The organism is Sphingobium sp. D43FB (assembly GCF_002312805.1).
Taxonomy (GTDB): Bacteria; Pseudomonadota; Alphaproteobacteria; order Sphingomonadales; family Sphingomonadaceae; genus Sphingobium.
In genome coordinates this window covers 24,859-41,156 of the sequence record NZ_NMUA01000019.1, presented here as the reverse complement: position 1 = coordinate 41,156, position 16,298 = coordinate 24,859, and the positions used below count along the sequence as shown (strand labels likewise).

At 62.4% G+C, this 16,298-nt stretch carries 19 protein-coding genes; 15 read left to right on the top strand and 4 right to left on the bottom strand.

What is annotated here, in order from left to right:
- Positions 1 to 47: 47 nt before the first annotated feature.
- The 4 genes from SxD43FB_RS24825 to SxD43FB_RS25290 form a co-directional block, all read right to left on the bottom strand.
- Positions 48 to 179 carry a benenodin family lasso peptide gene (locus SxD43FB_RS24825; RefSeq protein WP_161774400.1) on the bottom strand — a complete coding sequence of 44 codons (132 nt, stop codon included), beginning with the start codon at positions 177 to 179 and terminating at the stop codon, positions 48 to 50.
- Between the two features lie 160 nt (positions 180 to 339).
- The gene (locus SxD43FB_RS15925; RefSeq protein WP_051520203.1) at positions 340 to 990 is read right to left on the bottom strand and encodes a GntR family transcriptional regulator; all 651 of its coding nucleotides are present in this window, start codon (positions 988 to 990) and stop codon (positions 340 to 342) included.
- Positions 991 to 1,004: 14 nt separating this feature from the next.
- Positions 1,005 to 1,418, bottom strand: coding sequence for a helix-turn-helix domain-containing protein (locus tag SxD43FB_RS15920; RefSeq protein ID WP_051520135.1), 414 nt, complete (start codon positions 1,416 to 1,418; stop codon positions 1,005 to 1,007).
- Positions 1,419 to 2,081: 663 nt separating this feature from the next.
- Positions 2,082 to 2,234, bottom strand: a complete 153-nt coding sequence (locus tag SxD43FB_RS25290) for a hypothetical protein (protein WP_161774360.1) — start codon at positions 2,232 to 2,234, stop codon at positions 2,082 to 2,084.
- Between the two features lie 395 nt (positions 2,235 to 2,629).
- Between SxD43FB_RS25290 and SxD43FB_RS15910 the strand changes: the two genes are divergently transcribed.
- The 15 genes from SxD43FB_RS15910 (at position 2,630) to traN (ending at position 16,163) form a co-directional block, all read left to right on the top strand.
- Positions 2,630 to 3,436 (top strand): DsbC family protein, encoded by an 807-nt coding sequence (locus SxD43FB_RS15910; RefSeq protein WP_176482807.1) that lies wholly within the window; start codon positions 2,630 to 2,632, stop codon positions 3,434 to 3,436.
- A 196-nt stretch (positions 3,437 to 3,632) separates the two neighbouring features.
- A complete protein-coding gene (locus SxD43FB_RS25285; RefSeq protein WP_026149605.1) occupies positions 3,633 to 3,947 on the top strand; it encodes a hypothetical protein in 315 nt (104 codons plus the stop codon).
- A 129-nt stretch (positions 3,948 to 4,076) separates the two neighbouring features.
- Entirely contained in the window at positions 4,077 to 4,343 is a 267-nt protein-coding gene (locus SxD43FB_RS15900) for a type IV conjugative transfer system protein TraL (protein ID WP_096063050.1), read from the top strand.
- 5 nt (positions 4,344 to 4,348) lie between these two features.
- Positions 4,349 to 4,984, top strand: a complete 636-nt coding sequence (locus SxD43FB_RS15895; protein WP_096063060.1) for a TraE/TraK family type IV conjugative transfer system protein — start codon at positions 4,349 to 4,351, stop codon at positions 4,982 to 4,984.
- Positions 4,985 to 5,021: 37 nt separating this feature from the next.
- Positions 5,022 to 5,741 (top strand): type-F conjugative transfer system secretin TraK, encoded by a 720-nt coding sequence (locus SxD43FB_RS15890; RefSeq protein WP_096063049.1) that lies wholly within the window; start codon positions 5,022 to 5,024, stop codon positions 5,739 to 5,741.
- Entirely contained in the window at positions 5,738 to 7,066 is a 1,329-nt protein-coding gene (locus SxD43FB_RS15885; RefSeq protein ID WP_096063048.1) for a TraB/VirB10 family protein, read from the top strand. The genes SxD43FB_RS15890 and SxD43FB_RS15885 overlap by 4 nt, the downstream gene beginning before the upstream one ends.
- A gap of 26 nt (positions 7,067 to 7,092) precedes the next feature.
- On the top strand, positions 7,093 to 7,698 hold the full coding sequence (locus SxD43FB_RS15880) for a TraV family lipoprotein (protein WP_176482806.1): 606 nt from the start codon (positions 7,093 to 7,095) through the stop codon (positions 7,696 to 7,698).
- Positions 7,695 to 10,217, top strand: coding sequence for a TraC family protein (locus tag SxD43FB_RS15875; RefSeq protein WP_096063046.1), 2,523 nt, complete (start codon positions 7,695 to 7,697; stop codon positions 10,215 to 10,217). The genes SxD43FB_RS15880 and SxD43FB_RS15875 overlap by 4 nt, the downstream gene beginning before the upstream one ends.
- Entirely contained in the window at positions 10,214 to 10,543 is a 330-nt protein-coding gene (locus tag SxD43FB_RS15870) for a hypothetical protein (RefSeq protein WP_096063045.1), read from the top strand. The genes SxD43FB_RS15875 and SxD43FB_RS15870 overlap by 4 nt, the downstream gene beginning before the upstream one ends.
- Positions 10,540 to 10,917 (top strand): hypothetical protein, encoded by a 378-nt coding sequence (locus SxD43FB_RS15865; RefSeq protein WP_141249522.1) that lies wholly within the window; start codon positions 10,540 to 10,542, stop codon positions 10,915 to 10,917. Before SxD43FB_RS15870 ends, SxD43FB_RS15865 begins: the two co-directional genes overlap by 4 nt.
- Positions 10,914 to 11,150 (top strand): hypothetical protein, encoded by a 237-nt coding sequence (locus SxD43FB_RS15860; protein WP_176482805.1) that lies wholly within the window; start codon positions 10,914 to 10,916, stop codon positions 11,148 to 11,150. The genes SxD43FB_RS15865 and SxD43FB_RS15860 overlap by 4 nt, the downstream gene beginning before the upstream one ends.
- 58 nt (positions 11,151 to 11,208) lie before the next feature.
- Positions 11,209 to 11,811, top strand: a complete 603-nt coding sequence (locus SxD43FB_RS15855) for a conjugal transfer protein TraW (RefSeq protein WP_096063042.1) — start codon at positions 11,209 to 11,211, stop codon at positions 11,809 to 11,811.
- The gene (locus SxD43FB_RS15850) at positions 11,808 to 12,821 is read left to right on the top strand and encodes a TraU family protein (RefSeq protein ID WP_096063041.1); all 1,014 of its coding nucleotides are present in this window, start codon (positions 11,808 to 11,810) and stop codon (positions 12,819 to 12,821) included. The genes SxD43FB_RS15855 and SxD43FB_RS15850 overlap by 4 nt, the downstream gene beginning before the upstream one ends.
- Before the next feature lie 319 nt (positions 12,822 to 13,140).
- The gene (locus SxD43FB_RS15840; protein WP_096063039.1) at positions 13,141 to 15,072 is read left to right on the top strand and encodes a hypothetical protein; all 1,932 of its coding nucleotides are present in this window, start codon (positions 13,141 to 13,143) and stop codon (positions 15,070 to 15,072) included.
- Positions 15,069 to 16,163 carry a conjugal transfer protein TraN gene (gene traN, locus SxD43FB_RS15835; protein WP_096063038.1) on the top strand — a complete coding sequence of 365 codons (1,095 nt, stop codon included), beginning with the start codon at positions 15,069 to 15,071 and terminating at the stop codon, positions 16,161 to 16,163. The genes SxD43FB_RS15840 and traN overlap by 4 nt, the downstream gene beginning before the upstream one ends.
- The last annotated feature ends 135 nt before the right edge of the window (positions 16,164 to 16,298 follow it).

Genomic DNA, 16,298 nt, shown 5'->3' with positions numbered 1-16,298 from the left:
TTCTTGAATATGACCCGGCGCGCTGAAACGCGCGCCGGGTCGACCGATTATTCGTCGAGAATGCCGGTCTGCTGCTGACCAGCGGGATTGTCCTGATCGACCAGGCCAATGCCCTGCGTTTCGGCGCTCGCGCCGCCCAGATCGATCATGTCACCTTCGATATTTTCCAGATGTTCCATAACAACCTCCATCTTCAAAAAAGCTACCAAGTGGCAGCGACGAGAAGTTTAGGTGGCAGCTCAACATATTGGCGATCTTATAAGCTCTCAATATGCGCGCTAATCTGTTGGTGGCTGGCCTGCGCGAACAAGCTGTACTGCATATTTGGGAAATCTAATTTCATTTCGGCGTGTTAAAACTGGATATATTCGATAGGATCTGATGAGCGACAATCGAAGCCCGCCTTATTCTGCGTCGGTGATAGGCCCAGATTGCCTCCCGGACGGCCGCATCGCGACCGATCTCTGTCAGGTTCCAGATCGACAGCAGTTCTTCTTGGACGTTGTCGAAGACAAGCGGCTCGTGGAGTCTCGCGATAGCCAATCTGTCACCTGCCATGATGATTGCGCGTGCATGGACCGCATTTTTGGGTCGGCTTCCGATAAAGGAAAACAGGCTATTGGCCGCATCACGTAATTCGCGGGGATGAAAGGGCCCATGCCGGTCGAGCGCCTTGATAGGTTCGAGATCACCTTGGAATGGCGCCTTGGCCTTGAGCGCATGTCGCACCAGATATCCGTGCCAGGTGTAGAGATCCCGCAGCATATCGGCAGTAACAGGCGGCACAACAAAACCGCCGCCCTGGTTCGATACCAGGATTTGCTCACCAACGAGTTGGTGGGCGCTATCGCGTACGGGTGATATACTGACACCATAATGATCGGCGAGCGCCTGCACGACAAGCGGCGCGCCTGGTCTCAATATACCGTCCAGAATATCCTGCTTGAGCCGCCGGTAAATGCGATCGGCGGTGATCGGTTCGGCAGACATTGCGCGACAAGCCCTTATTCCTGATCGCCCGCATCTGTAAAAAAGGAGGCTCTGCGCCTGCTGATCGTGCTGGACGAATGTTCATAAATGAGAGCGATGCAGCGATCCTCCAGCTCGGACAGGTCCTCGTCGAGAAGCAGTTCCTGGGGGATCGACATTTTTCGCTCCATGAGAAGAAGCGGGATCATGATATGAGCCGTCGATAGCCCCAGCCGGTGTGCACATGCCAAATGCTCGTCCAGCTTGGATTTTGGATTGCCCGCCTCAATCTCCCGCAACCATCTAACACTAACCCCGGCGGCGCGTGCCAGCTGGGGCTGAGTGATCCGGTCACGTCGGCGGCGCTCTTCGATGCGCTTGCCGGAAATCTCCTTGATCGTGGAGAGAACCAGCCCGTCATCCTTGGTCTGAAGTTTTCGAGTCTGCATGTACAGGCACCCCCGGACATTGTCTCGAAACTCCCAATGGCACTTACCCGATTACGATAGGCTATGCATTTTGCTCATGCGGTCAAAGGCTATCGTTCTCAATCTGAGACGAATTTTCTCCTGTCATTCCAGGTATCACGAATGAACAGTCATCCTTTTTCATGCTGATTGAGGCCGGCGCAACAGCGCACATAGGCGACGCATATCCCTTTCGCTGGCGACGCTCATATGACTTACGGCTGCGACATACACGGTGCTGAGAGGCGGCGCATATATAGCACCGGCCCGCGAGACCTTCTCTCTGATTTCTCGGGCCAAGCTTCCCAGCTCCTGCGGTGCCCCTACATAATGCTGCATAGTCCCCGAAAGGCGCGCAATATCGGGATCGGCAAGGTCGGCAACCATTTCGTCAAGGTCCCGAGCGGCTAGCAGCGTGACGGCCGCATGCAAGGTATTGCCGTACGACAAAAGATCATGGGCGGCGGTGCAGAACCGTGAATGACACTGCAAGAAAAGGCTTAGCCCGCACTCGGACATTGTCAGCCTGTAACTTCGTGTCGCCTGCGCGGCCATAGATGCCTCCTTTCCCCGCGGTGGCCCAACGAATCGAGCCCGCATGCCCGTTGAAAATACGCCGTGCCCAGCCGTGGGAGCAGCGTGGGATCAAAGCATTGTGAACGGCCCATCGGCACTGACGTGCCCATTCGGCATGATGTTGCCTGATCGCGGCATCTCACTGCCTTCCAGCGGCACGTCACTACCCTGCACCGGCACGACATTGCCCTGGCCATTGCAGGGCTGGGGAAGCTTGGACAACGATCCATTTCAACGGACCGGTGATGGCAAGTCTACCCGAACGAACGAAGCTCCCCGGTCACACAGTCCCTTCATCCAGGCGGCCAATGGCCGCTCTAGTCCAAGGAGGTATGAACCATGGCCAGCGGATTCCCATACAGGCCACCGACCTTCGTCATTCTTATGGCCGTCACTATGCCCTCCATTGCGGCTCCAAAACAAGAGGCCTTCGTCCGATCAACCCGCGCCGTAGACAGGGCGACACGCGTCATCCGCAACGTCGGCGGCGACTATGCGATCATAGCAGCCACGCCGCGGCGGCAATTGGCCCGGCCGACAACGGTGCCGATCGGACGATCCATCGGCATTGACGCCGCGCTTTTCTCGCTCAATTCCAGGAAACCGGAGCAACGCCCATGACGGTCACATCTCACCCGCTGTCGCTGTTCGCTTTGCTCGCAGGAGCCGCATTGGCCGTATCGCCCAGCCTAGCAATCGCAGACCCAGCCGATGAGGCTGCGATACTAAGGGCAGCCGCATCAGAAGCCGAGGCGAAGCTCCATCAGACCTTTACGAATCTTCAGTTCGAGGATTTTGCCGTGGCTCCCGTCACGGGCCAGTTGTATCAGGCAAGCGCCAGAGGCCGCATCATCTACTATGCGCCGCAAAGTGAGCATCTTTTGTTCGCCACCGTCTATGACCGCAACGGCGTCAACCTGACCGCGCTGGCGCAGGAACAGGGTGCCACGCGCCGCCTTAAAGCCATCGACCCTGCCAAGGCACTGGCGATCGGCCCTGCAGATGCGCCAACGGTCATCGAATTCACCGACCCGGATTGTCCCTACTGCCAGACGCTCGATCGCTTCTGGAGCGCCAAAGCCGCCGAGGGCAAGCCGGTAAGGCGTCTCATCTTCTTCGTGAGCGGCATCCATCCGACCGCTGCCGCCAAGGCCGAGCATATCCTATGCTCGACAGATCGCGAGGCGGCCTTCCGGGCGGCCTATTCCGGCCAGACACCGCCTGTCCTGCGCCAATGCGCGGAGGGCCGTGCCAAGGTTGCGGAGGACGCTGAACTGGTCGCCAAAGTAGGCGTTTCAGGAACGCCGACGCTGATCGCCGACGGCAAGCTCATATCGGGCTTTCAGCAGGCCGAACTCGAGGCGTTCCTCGATCGGCACGCAAAGCCTGCGCTTGCAAAGGCAGCGTCCGATGCGCGGCGCTGAACGGGTGCGCGCCAACGCGGCAAAGCAAAACTTTTTCCCGGATGGCATCCGGCCCGGCCCCAACTGGCCTGTGCGGATGAACCAGGATGCCGGCGGCGGCGGGCTCATGGAGCCGTCCACCGACGCCCCGGCCGACACCGATCTTCCTTCGATGCCGGCAGGCTTTGGTTGGACGGCTCCTTTTTGGAGCAATGCTATGATGCACAAATTTGGCAACAAGGTCCTGGCGGTGGCCAATGTCGGCCTCCCTTTAGGCGCGATGGCCCTGGTCGGTGGCCCGGTTCATGCCTTCTCGGCACCCGCCCAGGGCGATCTTGGTTACGACATATACGATATCGTCGTGAACCAGGGCGTGAAAGGTCCGATGGGATTTGTGGGCGGGGTCGCTGCCTTCCTGTTCGGCGTCTCGCGCCTTTTCTCGAATATCATGATCGGCATCCCGACCATCGTCGCGGCCGTCTGCCTCATCAAGGCCGACTCCATTCTCCAGACCTTCGGGATGGTCATCTGAGACGCGAAGGTGGGGCAGGCACCTGGCTGACCAGGCGCTTCCCCCACCGGCAACAGGCTGGGGACCGATGGTCGGTTCCTGGAAAATGATACCTTTGAAGGTGTCATGAAGCCAAGAGGAGAAGGGCAGATGGACGAACGCCTTCCGCAATATCTGCATCGGCCCGTCCAGATCCTGTGGTTTGGATCGGACGAGTTTCTGCTCGCGACCTCGAGCATTTTCGTGGCCGCGATCGTGGGCGGACTTGTCGGCTGGGCGCTGATCGCTGCCCTTCTCCTTTTCATCCCGTGGAAGCGGAACAAGCCCAGGGGCTATCTCCCCCATCTCGCCTGGCGCTGGGGTCTTGTTTCCTTTCCTTATTATCCGGGTCCCACCCAGACCCGCTTCTTCGAGTGAGCGCCATGGGCATGTTCGGGCACAAAAAGACGGACGAGGATCCGCTGCTGGGCAAACCGGCCAGCTACGGCATCCATCGCTACCTGCAGGGCTCGGCGAACCTGTTCGAGGAGAACCGCCTGCTCAAGGTCGCCATTGCGGGCATGTTCGGCGTCACCGCCGTGCTGGGCGTGGTCATCTACACGACCAACCAGAATGCCCGGACCGTGATCGTCCCCTTTGGCGCCACCGGCGATCTTCACGTTTCGGGCAATACACCGTCTGAAGCCTATATCGTCGCCATGACGCGCAACATTGTGGCGCTGTCGGGCACCTGGTCGGCCTACTCGGCCGACCGGCAGTTCCAGGAGCTGTTAGGGCTCGTCCACCCGTCCGCCTATGGCGCGATGCGCGACAGCCTCAATGCTATGCTCGATGAACTGGCGAACAACCCGACGCTGTCGATCGCCACATACATCCGCAACGATCAGCCGGTCCGCTGGACCGCCCATGAGATCGTCGTCCCGGTCGAGAAGGTCCGTGTCATCGGCGGCGTAATCCGTAAATTCCGGGGCATTTTACGCATCGGCTACGGCATCGAAAATGGCCGTTTCTGGCTGACGCGTCTTTCCGAGGAGCAGTTCGATGTCGAAACACGCTAATCAGCGCATAGGAGCGTGCGCCGCTCTAACCGGGTTCATGCTGCTGGCGATCCCGGCCTCAGGCCAGACGCTCCATGCGCTGCCCGACCAGACCAGTCGGATCCGTCTCTCCAACCGCGACATCAACCATGTCGTGTGCGAGGGCGGCGAGATCGAGGATATCAAATTCTCGGCCGAGAAGGGTCTTGCCGTCGAAAAAGGCGGTTCGGACGCATGGATCAAGTTCCTCGTCCGCGAGATCGACGATGCGGGGCAAATCACGCGCAGCTATGTGACGCAGCCTTCCGAGTTTTTCGTGCACTGCAACGGCGCGACCTACCCGCTCTATGCTGAACCGGCGGAAATTCCCGCGCAGACGGTGATACTTGTGCCCGGCGCGCGGCAACGTGCCCAGGCCAATAGCGCCTTGATGGCTGCGCTCGCCGATGAAGATCGCGCTGTCTCCATCACCATGGCCCTGCTCGACGATCGCATCCCTGCCTCGTTCAGCGAGGTCGCGCCGTCGGGTGACGCGGTCGGCATTGCGGCGCTGCCGGGCCTGGCGATAACCGAACAACGCCGTATCGCCGTCGAGGGTGCCGGGCTTTCAGCATCCCAATATCATGTGCGAACCACGGCAGCCGTGACGCTGGATGAGCGCCAGCTCGTCGATCCCGCCCTTGGGGCCGGCATTTTTTCAGTCACGCTGGACCGGGGCCGTCTCGATGCAGGCGAAACGGCCCGGCTTGTCGTGGTGCGTCGGGGAGCTGGGCAATGAGCGGCGACAAGAACAAAGACGCAGCGGAGACGCCGGAAGGCCTGTCGCCCTATCAGGCCCATCTCGCCGCCCAGAGCGGCGGACCGAAGGAGGACGCCCCGCGCCGCCCGTCTCCGGCCTTGCTCGACCTTAAGGCGCAATGGGCCAAAATGTCGGCGCGGCAGAAACTGCGCGCGCGCCAGCTCGCCGTCGGTGTCGCTGTCGGTGCGCTCGGGATCGGCCTTTACGCGGCATCGGGCAGCAAGGAAGACGTCAAGCCCACCGATCCCGCCGCATCGCTCAACATGGGCGCGGGGCTGCGCGGCGACAGTCTTGAGGTCAAACTGCGCGGGGATTTGAAGAAGGTTCTCGATGGTCAGCAGTTGCTGGGCGACCGTGTCAGCGCGATCGAGGAAGGCAAAGTGCTGCCTGGCGGCACGACGGCTCCGGGCGGACAGACCATGGATGGCGACCTTCCCCCCGCCCTGCCCGACAACGTTCCAGCCCTGCCCTACCCGCCCGAGACCGGCGACATCAGCGCGGATGCCGACAGGCTGCCTGCGCCGCCGACCGGGCCGGTTGCGCCACCTGCTCCACCAGCACCGCCAGTCGAAAAAACGGTCGGCGCGATCGGCTCGGCGGCCGGTCCGGTCATGGCCCAGGGCGCGGCCGACACGTCATCCTCCTCCAAAAAAAAGAGTCGGACGATCTATTTACCGCCTGGTTTCATGAAGGCGCGGCTCCTGACCGGGATCGACGCGCTGGCGAGCCGGGACGCGACGAGTAATCCTGAACCGATCATCGCCCGGGTGCAGGCGCCTGCCGTCCTCCCCAATGAGGTGAAGGCCAACCTTGCCGGCTGCTTTGTGGTCGGCAACGCCACCGGGAGTCTTGCCAAGGAGCGGGTCGAGGTCCAGCTCGTATCGCTGTCCTGTGTGGATTTCGACGAGCATTCGATCGTCGATCAACCGGTCAAGGGCTTCTTCGTCGATACCGACGGCAAGAAGGGCCTATCGGGCAAGGTGGTGACGCGGGCCGGGGCGACGCTGGCGCGCGCCTTCATCGCCGGGACCATCAGCGGCATCTCGCAGTCGGTCGAAAGCACGTTCGGCAACACCTCGACCTCGGCGCTGGGAACAGTGCGCACGCTTGATGCCGGCGACGCCGCCAGGACCGGCATTGCCGGCGGGCTCTCCAAATCCTCCGACAAGCTCACCGACTTCTATCTCGATCTCGCCCGCCAGGCTGGTCCCATCGTCGAAGTGGGCGCCGCCAAGGATGTGGTCGTGGTGATCCAGGAGGGCGCCACCCTCGAAATCAAACCCGGCGCGGGAGCCAAATTCTGATGTCCGCGCCCATGGGAGACAAAGACATGAAGATGCTCCGACCCTGCCTCCTCGTCCTGCCCCTTCTCGCGCTGCCCGGCTGCGCGACCATGGGATCGGTGATGTCGCCCTATAGCGAGAAATTCTCGTGCAAAAATAGCGATCATGGCCAGTGCATTCATCCGGGCCAAGCCTATGCCGATGCGGTCGCGGGCCGTGCCTCCAGATCCGATCCGGCCGTCACCCATGATCGCAAGCTGCTCGCTCCGGACAAGAAGCAAGGCCGCGGCAGAGACATGGGGCCCGCCAGGGCTGCGGCGACACCCCAGGCTATATCGCAACCTGGCCAGGGCCATGTCGGCGCGCTGATCGAGGCTCCCGGATCGCCGATGCTGCGCCCTTCACGCACGATCCGGACACTGATCCTTCCCTATGCCGACAGGCAGCGCCCCGACCGGCTCTATATGGCGCGCTATGTCTATTCGATTCTCGACCGGCCCGCCTGGGTCGTGGGCGACTATCTGGTGGAACCGGGCGGGCGAACGCCTGCGCCACCGGTGCTGCGCACGATGCGCGAGCCCGAACCGGGCAACACAGACGTGCCGACGCAAGAGGCCATGCCGCTTACCATCCATCCGGACAAACGGCCATGAGCGCGCGGCCCGGCCACAAGGGTCTGAGCTATCGGCGCCTGCGCGCCGCCGTGACCCGCGACGCCTATTCGGATTTCCTGCCGATGGTCGCATGGGTCGAAGAGGAGGAAGCTTTCCTCTGCATCGACGATGGCTGGGGCCAGGCCTGGGAGCTTGTGCCGTCCGCCTATATGTTCGCCCATGTGCAACAGGCGTTGCTCGGGCTGCTCAACATTCATTTCCCCGAAGGCACGGTCCTCCAGCTTATCACCTTCGCCGATCCGCTGATTGATCCTGCGCTTGATGCCTATCTCGATATGAAGGTCAGGCCAGACCCGCTGGTCCAGGCCTCGGCCCGGCGTACGGCCGACTATCTGCGCAGTGGCACGAGAGGCCTGGATGCACTCCATGCCATCCCGGTACGCGACTTCCGGTTGTTCCTCGCGATCAAGACGCGGGTGAAGCTCGGCGCGGACCTGCGCCGCCAGGTCGAGGAGCAATTGGCGAAGATGGGTATCCGGCGGCTACCGCCCGACGAACTGGTCAGCTTCTATCGTCGGATCTTCAACGGCGTCTTCGCGCCCGCGCCGGGGGTGTTCCTCAGCGAAAGCATGGGCGGCATGCCCGCCCCATCGATCGCGCGGCAGATTATCGAGGCTGGACCTGACCTCTGCTTCGAGGGTCCCGAAGTGTATCTGGGCAACCAGGTGGCGCGCTGCCTCACGCCCAAGGCGCCCGCACGCCGGATCACCGCCGAGCGGGCTAACCGGCTCATGGGCGGGATGCGTGGGAGCGCCGAGGATAGTGACCAGATTGGCGGGCCGTTCCTCTATTGCCTCTCGGTCCTGTTCGACCATTCGCAGTTCGAGATCCACAAGCGCGCGCAGATCCTCTCGGCGCAGAAGGCCGCGGGCAGTTTCGCGGTCGAGGTCGGCAAGCAGATCGAGGAGATTGGCTGGATCTTGGATGAAGCGTCAAACAGCCGCTTTGTCTCGGTGATCCCTACCATGTGGGTATTCGGTCGCGACAGCGCCCAGGCGCGTGAGATGGCGGCGCGCGCCAAGCGATTGTGGGAATCAGAACCCCTGCCCTTCATGGTGCAGGAGGAAAGCTATCTGCTTCCCGTGCTGCTCGCTGCCAGCCTGCCCTTTGGGCTTTATCCCGAGAAGCAGACATTGAAACTGCTGGAACGCGATTTTCGCATGGCCGTTAAGGCCGCCAGCCTCATGGCGCCGGTCCAGACCGATTTTCGCGGCGGCGGCCGCCCGGCTCTTCTCTATGTCGGACGCAAGGGCCAGCTCATCACGCTCGATCTCTTCGACCCGCGGATCAACAATTATAATTTCATCGTCTCAGCCGAGAGCGGCGCGGGCAAGAGTTTCCTGCTCAATAATTTGTGCCAGCAATATTATGCGCAGGGCGCGCTGATCCGCATCATCGATATCGGCGGTAGCTATCGCAAGCTCTGCACGCTCTGCTCTGGCCGTTATATCGACATCGGCGAGGAGCGCCTGGTGCTCAACCCTTTCGACATGGGGCTGGCGCTCGATGGCGAGGACAAGCAGTCGGCGATCGCCATGGCGGTCGCGATCGTCGCTGAGATGGCGAACGCCTCGACCCGCAAGCCCGTCACCACATCGGAATGGAACCTGCTTAAATCCGCTGTCCAATGGACGGTCGATAGCGGGCGCGGCGACGACGGCATCGACGCGGTGCGCGCTTGGCTCGGCCGCTATCCCGACAATGCCGCCTCCGACCTCGACCGGGTCGACCATCTGATACCGGTCGCGCGCGAACTGGCGTTCAACCTGCGCGATTTCGGGTCGCAGGGCGCCTATGGCCATTTCTTCAATGGTCCCTCTACGCTCGACATCTCCCGCGACGAGTTCGTGGTGCTGGAGCTCGAACGCTTGAAGGCGCTGCCTGACCTCTTCAACGTGATCGTGATGGTGGTGGTGAACGCGGTCACCCAGGAGCTTTATCTCTCGGCGCGCGACAAACCCCGCTTCGTCCTGTGCGACGAGGCCGCGCAGTTCATGACCCGCAGCGACGGGCAGGATCTCTCCCGTCTTGCCGAGGCGTTCGGCCAGGGCTATCGCCGCGCGCGCAAATATCAGGGGAGCTTTGGCATCGTGCTCCAGAGCATGAACGACCTCATGCTCTTTGGCGGCACCGGACAGGTGATCCTCGAAAATGCCGCGACCAAATTCCTGCTCCAAGGCTCCACCTATGACAAGGCGGTGGATAACAAGATCCTCGACTATTCAGGCTTCGTCCTCGATCTTCTGAAATCGGTCCGGAACGCCAAGCCCAACTATTCCGAAGTGTTCATCGACAGCCCATTGGGCCTCGGCATCGCGCGGCTGGTGGTCGACCCCTTCAGCTACTGGATCAATACTTCTGCGCCCAACGAGGTTGCCGCCTTCGAGGCGCTGGTGCGGGCCGGTCGCAATCCGCTGGAGGCGGTGTGCGAACTGGCTGGTGTCGATCCAGCCCAAATACTGGGCGGAAATACTCGCCAGGGCGGGAGGGCGGCATGACGCATAAGCCTGTAACCCATCCCGATCAGCTTGCGCTCGACTGGGAAAACGACCCGGCGATCGAGGCGATGATCGAAGCGCGTGTCGTCCGTCGCGCCGAGGCCGCCGCCTTCCAGTGGCGACTGCGACTGGTGGCCATCGAAACCTGCATGATGGGCAGTCTCGTCATCGTGGCAGGCGTAGCGCTCGATCAGCCGCCGCTCCAGGCCATACGGGCGGGCATCCTGGTGGCTGCCGCCTGCTGTGCGAGCGGCATGCTGTTGATCGGCCTGTCGGGCGCATGCGGGATGGTCTTCTCACGCTTGCGGCAATGGAGGGCGCGATGAAGGCCGATCATAGCAATGGCTTCGATCTTGGCCTCGACGTCGGAGACGATGTCCATGGGCTCCTTGCCTATGCGAGGAGCGTGATTAACCCGGCGCTTGGTATCGACGCGGTGGCGCAGGCGATCGTCACGGTCATCCAGGCGGAACGCCGTTATGCGCGGATGAGCTACGCCCTGTTGGTGACAGGCGGCATCGCCAATGCCGCGTTTTGCGCATTTGCCGCAGCGTGGCTCTTCCAGACGCCGCTTGCCGAAGGCATCTTCATTGGCATCTGCGCCGGCATGGGCGCGGGCTCGACGGGCCTGATCCTCATTCCCTGGGACGCAATCGCCGAGCGCTTTCATACCATCACCCAGCGGTGGAGGCGGTTATGAACGGCATCTTCTCCGCCACGCCCGCGCCAGGACCCATCCGTCTGCTCATCGGCAGCCAGGGCCTTGCGCTCGTGCAAACCTGCATCGCCTGGCAGTTACCCTCTGTGCCCGCGGTCGTCCGCATTCTCGGCGCCGTCATTGCCGTCATTGCGACAGCGGCGCTGATCAGCGCCGCTGTCGGCGAGGGGCGCGAGAACCGTCCGCCATACTGGAAACAGCGCCATGGTCACTAGAACCATGGGACCAGGCTGCCCTCGTCATGCGCTATGGGTATTAGCGCCATTGGCGCTGATGCCAGGACTGCTGACGCACGCCCCCGTCACGGCCGCGACCAGCATTATCGGGCGCACCTGGCCGATCGCCGAGCCCGATGCCCTGAGCGAGATCGAAAGCCGCGCCGCGCATGTTCCCGACATGAAAGCCGCCTTTGGCCCGCGCGAGCGCTGGTCGGCCATGAAACCTGCCGCGCTCGGCATCGCTCGCGCCGATCGCCGCCGAACGGTCGTGCCTTTCTATACCCTCGATCAGGATATCCGGCTGCCGGGCGGAAAGCTGCTTTACGCCAAAGGCTATAGCTTCAATCCGCTTGCCTATGTGTCGCTACCCCAACGGCTTATCATCGTTCACCCCAGCGATCTGGCCTGGGCGCTGCGCACCGCAAGGCCCGCCGATTTCATCCTTCTTGCCGCCGGTGGTCTTTCCCAGGCTAGTGATACACATGCCGATGCGATCACGTTGGGCGAGCGACACGGCCGGGCGCTGTTCCTGCTCGAAGAGCGCGTAAAGCAACGGCTTGGCCTGACGGTCGCCCCGGTGATCGTCGCGCAGGCGGGCCAAAAGCTGGTGCTGACCGAGGTCGTCATGCCCCCAAGTCCGCGGAGGGCTGCGCGATGAAGATGCTCTCTGTCCGAAGCGTTTTGACGCTCGGCTCGGCCCTCGCGGCACTGGCATTCGCGTCCCCCGCTCATGCCTCCAAATGCGAGGCGGGCACGATATTCAATCCGATCACCAAGGTGCGATGGAACTGCATCTTCCCGATCACCATCGGCGGGGTAAAGGTGGGTCCGAGCGATCCGCTCGGCAAGGCGCTCGACGCACAATCGGCCTCCAAGCCATTATGCGCCTGTCGCAAGGGCGTGACATTCTGGTTCGGCGTGAAGGTCAGCTTCTGGTCGCCCAATCGGATGGTTGATGTTGTGACCGAGCCCGGCTGCATGATGGCGCTGGGCGCTGACATCATGCCGACCGGCGGCAGACTGCAGGGCAGCCAGACCAGCCTTTCCGATGGCACCAACACGCGCAAGATGTTCGCGCAGATGCACTATTATATCGCGCCGGTCTGGAAGATGCTCGACATGTTTACCGACCTGCCCTGCATCGAGGATGACAGCTTCGACGTGGCGCTGATCACGGAGGTCCTGCCGACCTGGCAGTCGGCGACCTTGGGCGCGATCATCCAGCCCGAGGCAATCCTGTTCGGCAATCCGGCCGTCGGCCTTGCCTGCATGGCCGACAGCGCTGCTGCCGCAGCAGGCAAGGTCGTCGATCCGCTCTTCTGGTGCATGGGGTCCTGGGGCGCGACCTATCCGATCGCCGGCGACATCCATTTTGGCGACAGCGTCGAGGCCTGGGCGGGGCTCGCCGCGCGCGGCGTCTTCATGATGGGGCGGCTTGGCGCCCTTACCGTCAGTTCAGCGGATGGTTGCTCGTTCATCCCGCAGCCGGTCTGGACCAAGAGCCGCTACAAGTTCCAGCTGATGGAACCGGTCAAGGGTGGCCAGTGCGTCAATATCGGGCGGCCAGGCGCGCTTTGGACCAGCGCCAAACATGCGCCGGGCAAGGACAATGCCCAGTTCATGCTGTTTGAAAAGACGATCTGCTGCGCCGGGGTTTCGACGCCATGAACAGGTCGCCTTTCCCGATCCGCATGCCCTCGCCTCGCATCAGCCGATGGTCTGCCCGTCATTCCACCGAGCCAGGCGTTCCCCATGCGGTCAGGCCGGTGTCGCATCCCCCCTGCGGCACCGGTCGGACGGTCGGCGTGGCCACAGATACAGACGATCATGCGACGGTCCCCTCTTCGCCGCATATGGTCGTGGCCACGCTGACCGTTTTTGAAGGCCAGGCTGTATTCCGGGCAGAGCTTGCCGACCCTGTTCCAGCTATATTTCTTTTCCGGTTGCGGCGCGGGTCGCGGCAGATCGCTTTGCGCGAGATCTGGCCATGAAGCGAGCGACCCTCGCCCTTGTCGCAGCGCTCAGCCTGCCTGCCCCGCTCCATGCGCAGACCGCGCAGGACCGCGCCCGAGCTGCGGCGGCCGCCGCGCGAGCGAAGAGCGCCGACAGCGACGCGCTGCTTGGCAATTATGTGACGCCGGGTCTGGCGGGACAGCCCATCACCACGGTCGACACCAAAAAGACCTTCACCCCCAATCTTGCCTGCCAGAAAAGCGCGACGCTGCTCGAACTGCTCGCCCAGCCCAACGCCACCGGCGATATCGGCACGCTCAGCATATCGCGCGACAGCGATCTCGACGGGAGCTTCGATGAGGCCCTGACCGTTCCGGTCCCCACGTCCGGGATTTGCGCCAATGGGATCATCTCCTGCACGCCTGGCAGTTGGGACGCGTGCCGCTTCTTCCGCTGGGACGCTTCTGCATCCGGGGCACTGAAGCTGTCGCAGGTCGAGCTGACCGATCTGGCCGGTTGTTACTGCGTCAATAATAGCTGCGGCAGCAATCTGGTCTGGGGCAATATGGCCTCGATCCTCAAGGATCTGGGCGGCGGCGTTGTCGGCGCGCTCACCACGGCCGATCCGCGTATCGGCATCGCGCAGGCGTCCATCGATGGCCCGCTCATCCGCTATACCGGTGCGCAAACCACATCCTGCACGGCGCAACCGCAGGTTGGCGCCACGGCCTACAAGGCCAATCCCGGCGCCATGGCGGGCGACGCCTATGGCGCCGCGCAAACGAGCAGCATTTTCCAGGCGCTTTCCGCCTCGTCGACCGGAACCGGCACGTCGCAGGTGCGCCGGAGTTGCGCCATCACCCGGCAGATCACGCAGGAAGAAATGACCGCCGAGATGATCATCGACCGCGTGGTGGGCGGCTACTCAACCTATGCCGCAGGCCCAAACAGCCGCACCTTCGTCATGGGTTCGCCCATCGACAATAGCCTGTCTGGCGGATCCTGCACTCTTATCGATTTTCATATGACATTGCGGGTCAAGGACGCCGCAAGGCTTCAACAGCTGATTCTGACCCGCTTTGGCGGGGACGATTGGGCACAGATCAGGATCGACGGCGAACTGATCGGCTCAGGCCCGGAAGTCTGGACCGGATCGGGACCGCCGCCGGGCAAATGCGAGAAGAAGAGCGCCTTCTATGTCGATCCCGGCCTCGATCTCACCTCGAGGCTGACGCAAGGCGATCATGATATCTGGTTACGCGTCGCGGTTGCCGATGGCGGCGAAGCCTATGCCGCGATCGAAGCGAAGGTGGACGCCGGCTGCAAGACCAGCGAGCAGCTTGTCGATAGCTGTTCAGGCTATGCGGCCAATGATGCCTGTCGTCTCGATGATGAAGATGTCGATGGCGTCATCACCTATCGCAACGGCGTCAAAACAGGGCTCACCCCCCTGCCCCAGACCCGGTTGATCGGCACGGGCGCCTGCGCGACGTCGATCAACCGCGCCTTCTTCGAGCGCCAGCGCAGCTACGCCTGCACGGTCGATAGTGGCGCGGTCCCGAAGCCCGATCTCTCGCGCGGCACCTATATCATCGATCATTCGACCGAGACTTTGCTCGCTGACCGGGTGACGAATGCCGATGGCAGCCATAGCCTGACAACCCGCAATTTCTCCTTGCCCGTGTCCGGCAGCGTCAATGCGTGCGAACCCATCTGCAAGACCCGCAAGGCGCAGGTCAATATAGCCGCAGCCCCCGATGGTGTGACCGGTTCCAGACAAAGTGATCCCATGAGCTGGGATTATTTTTATCACGCCTGCCAGGACAGCAATGTCTGCCCTGCGGGCGCGGGCGAGGAATTGGTGCAGGACTGCGGCTGCGTCGATGATTTTCCCGAAGCGGTGGTGATGATGCAGACCGTGCGTTTGGGCGGCGCCGACATGGTCTGCACGAGTGCCGTGCGATGAAGCTGCTGCGTGCCTTTCCCTTGGGGCTGATCCTCCTCGTCGGCGCTGTTTCCTTGTTCCCCGGCACCGCAAGCGCTCAGCAGCTTTGCGCTGTCGATCTTAACGGCAATGGCGACGCAGCGGACGACGGCGAGACGGCAAGCTGCCACCTGACCGGCGCGGGCGGATGGACGTGCCCCATTGGCGAAACGCCGTGCCTGGCGGATCAAGGTGGAGCAATGCGCTGCCCGCTCGGCGATCAATATGCCTGCGCCGTGCCGGCCAGCGGCGGCGCGCCAAGCTGCTCGGCCAATGGCTGTATCGACACCAGCGCCAATCCGATCGTCGAGGAGCCCGTGGTGGATGATCCCGGCGTCGAGGCCGACGGCGCCGTCGATGCCGATGGCAATTGCCTTGGCACGATCGAGATTTTTTCCGGCCGCGCCGCGCGCTGCCGTCCTGCTGGGCTCAGCACCACCTTCCAGAATTGCTGCAAGGACAAGGGAAAAATCGTGAAGGACGGCATGGGTGGTTCGATCTCGTCGATTACGACCAAGATCGCGGTCGCCAAGGGCGTCTTCACCGGCATGAAAGCCGCCTATACGGCCTTCAAGGCAGGCGCGACCGCAAGCCAGGCAGCGAGTGCCGGTGCCAACGCGATCATTGTCGGCATCGATCCCACATCGATCGCGATCAGTCTTGCGGTCAATTTCATGATCGATCTCCTGCTCCAGGGCTGCGACCAGCAGGATATGGAAGTGGGCATGCTGCGCGGTTCGGGCATGTGCCATGAGATCGGCAGCTATTGTTCGTCGAGCATCCTTGGCGTGTGCGTCCAGAAGGCCCGGGGCCATTGCTGCTTCAACACGAAGCTTGGCCGTATCATCCAGGAACAGGGTCGCCCGCAGTTGAAGGCTTTCGCGGCGATTGGCTGGGGCACCGCGAGGCAACCCTATTGCCGGGGCTTTAGCCCGCAAGAATTCCAGTCGCTCGATTTCAGCAAAATGGACCTCTCCGAATATTATACGGAAATCGAGGCGCGCGCCCAATCCGAAATCCAGATCGAGATGAAGGACAAGATCGATGCCCATATGCAGACGATCCGCAACTAGCCGCCCCCTGCTTCTGGCGGCTCTCGCGCTCGTGCCGGCATTGGCCCAGGCGCGCGAACCGCGATCTCCGGCCAATCAATCGAAGGAGCAGAACGCGCGGACGCGGATTGAAGACCAGGGCGATGCGGCGCTGGA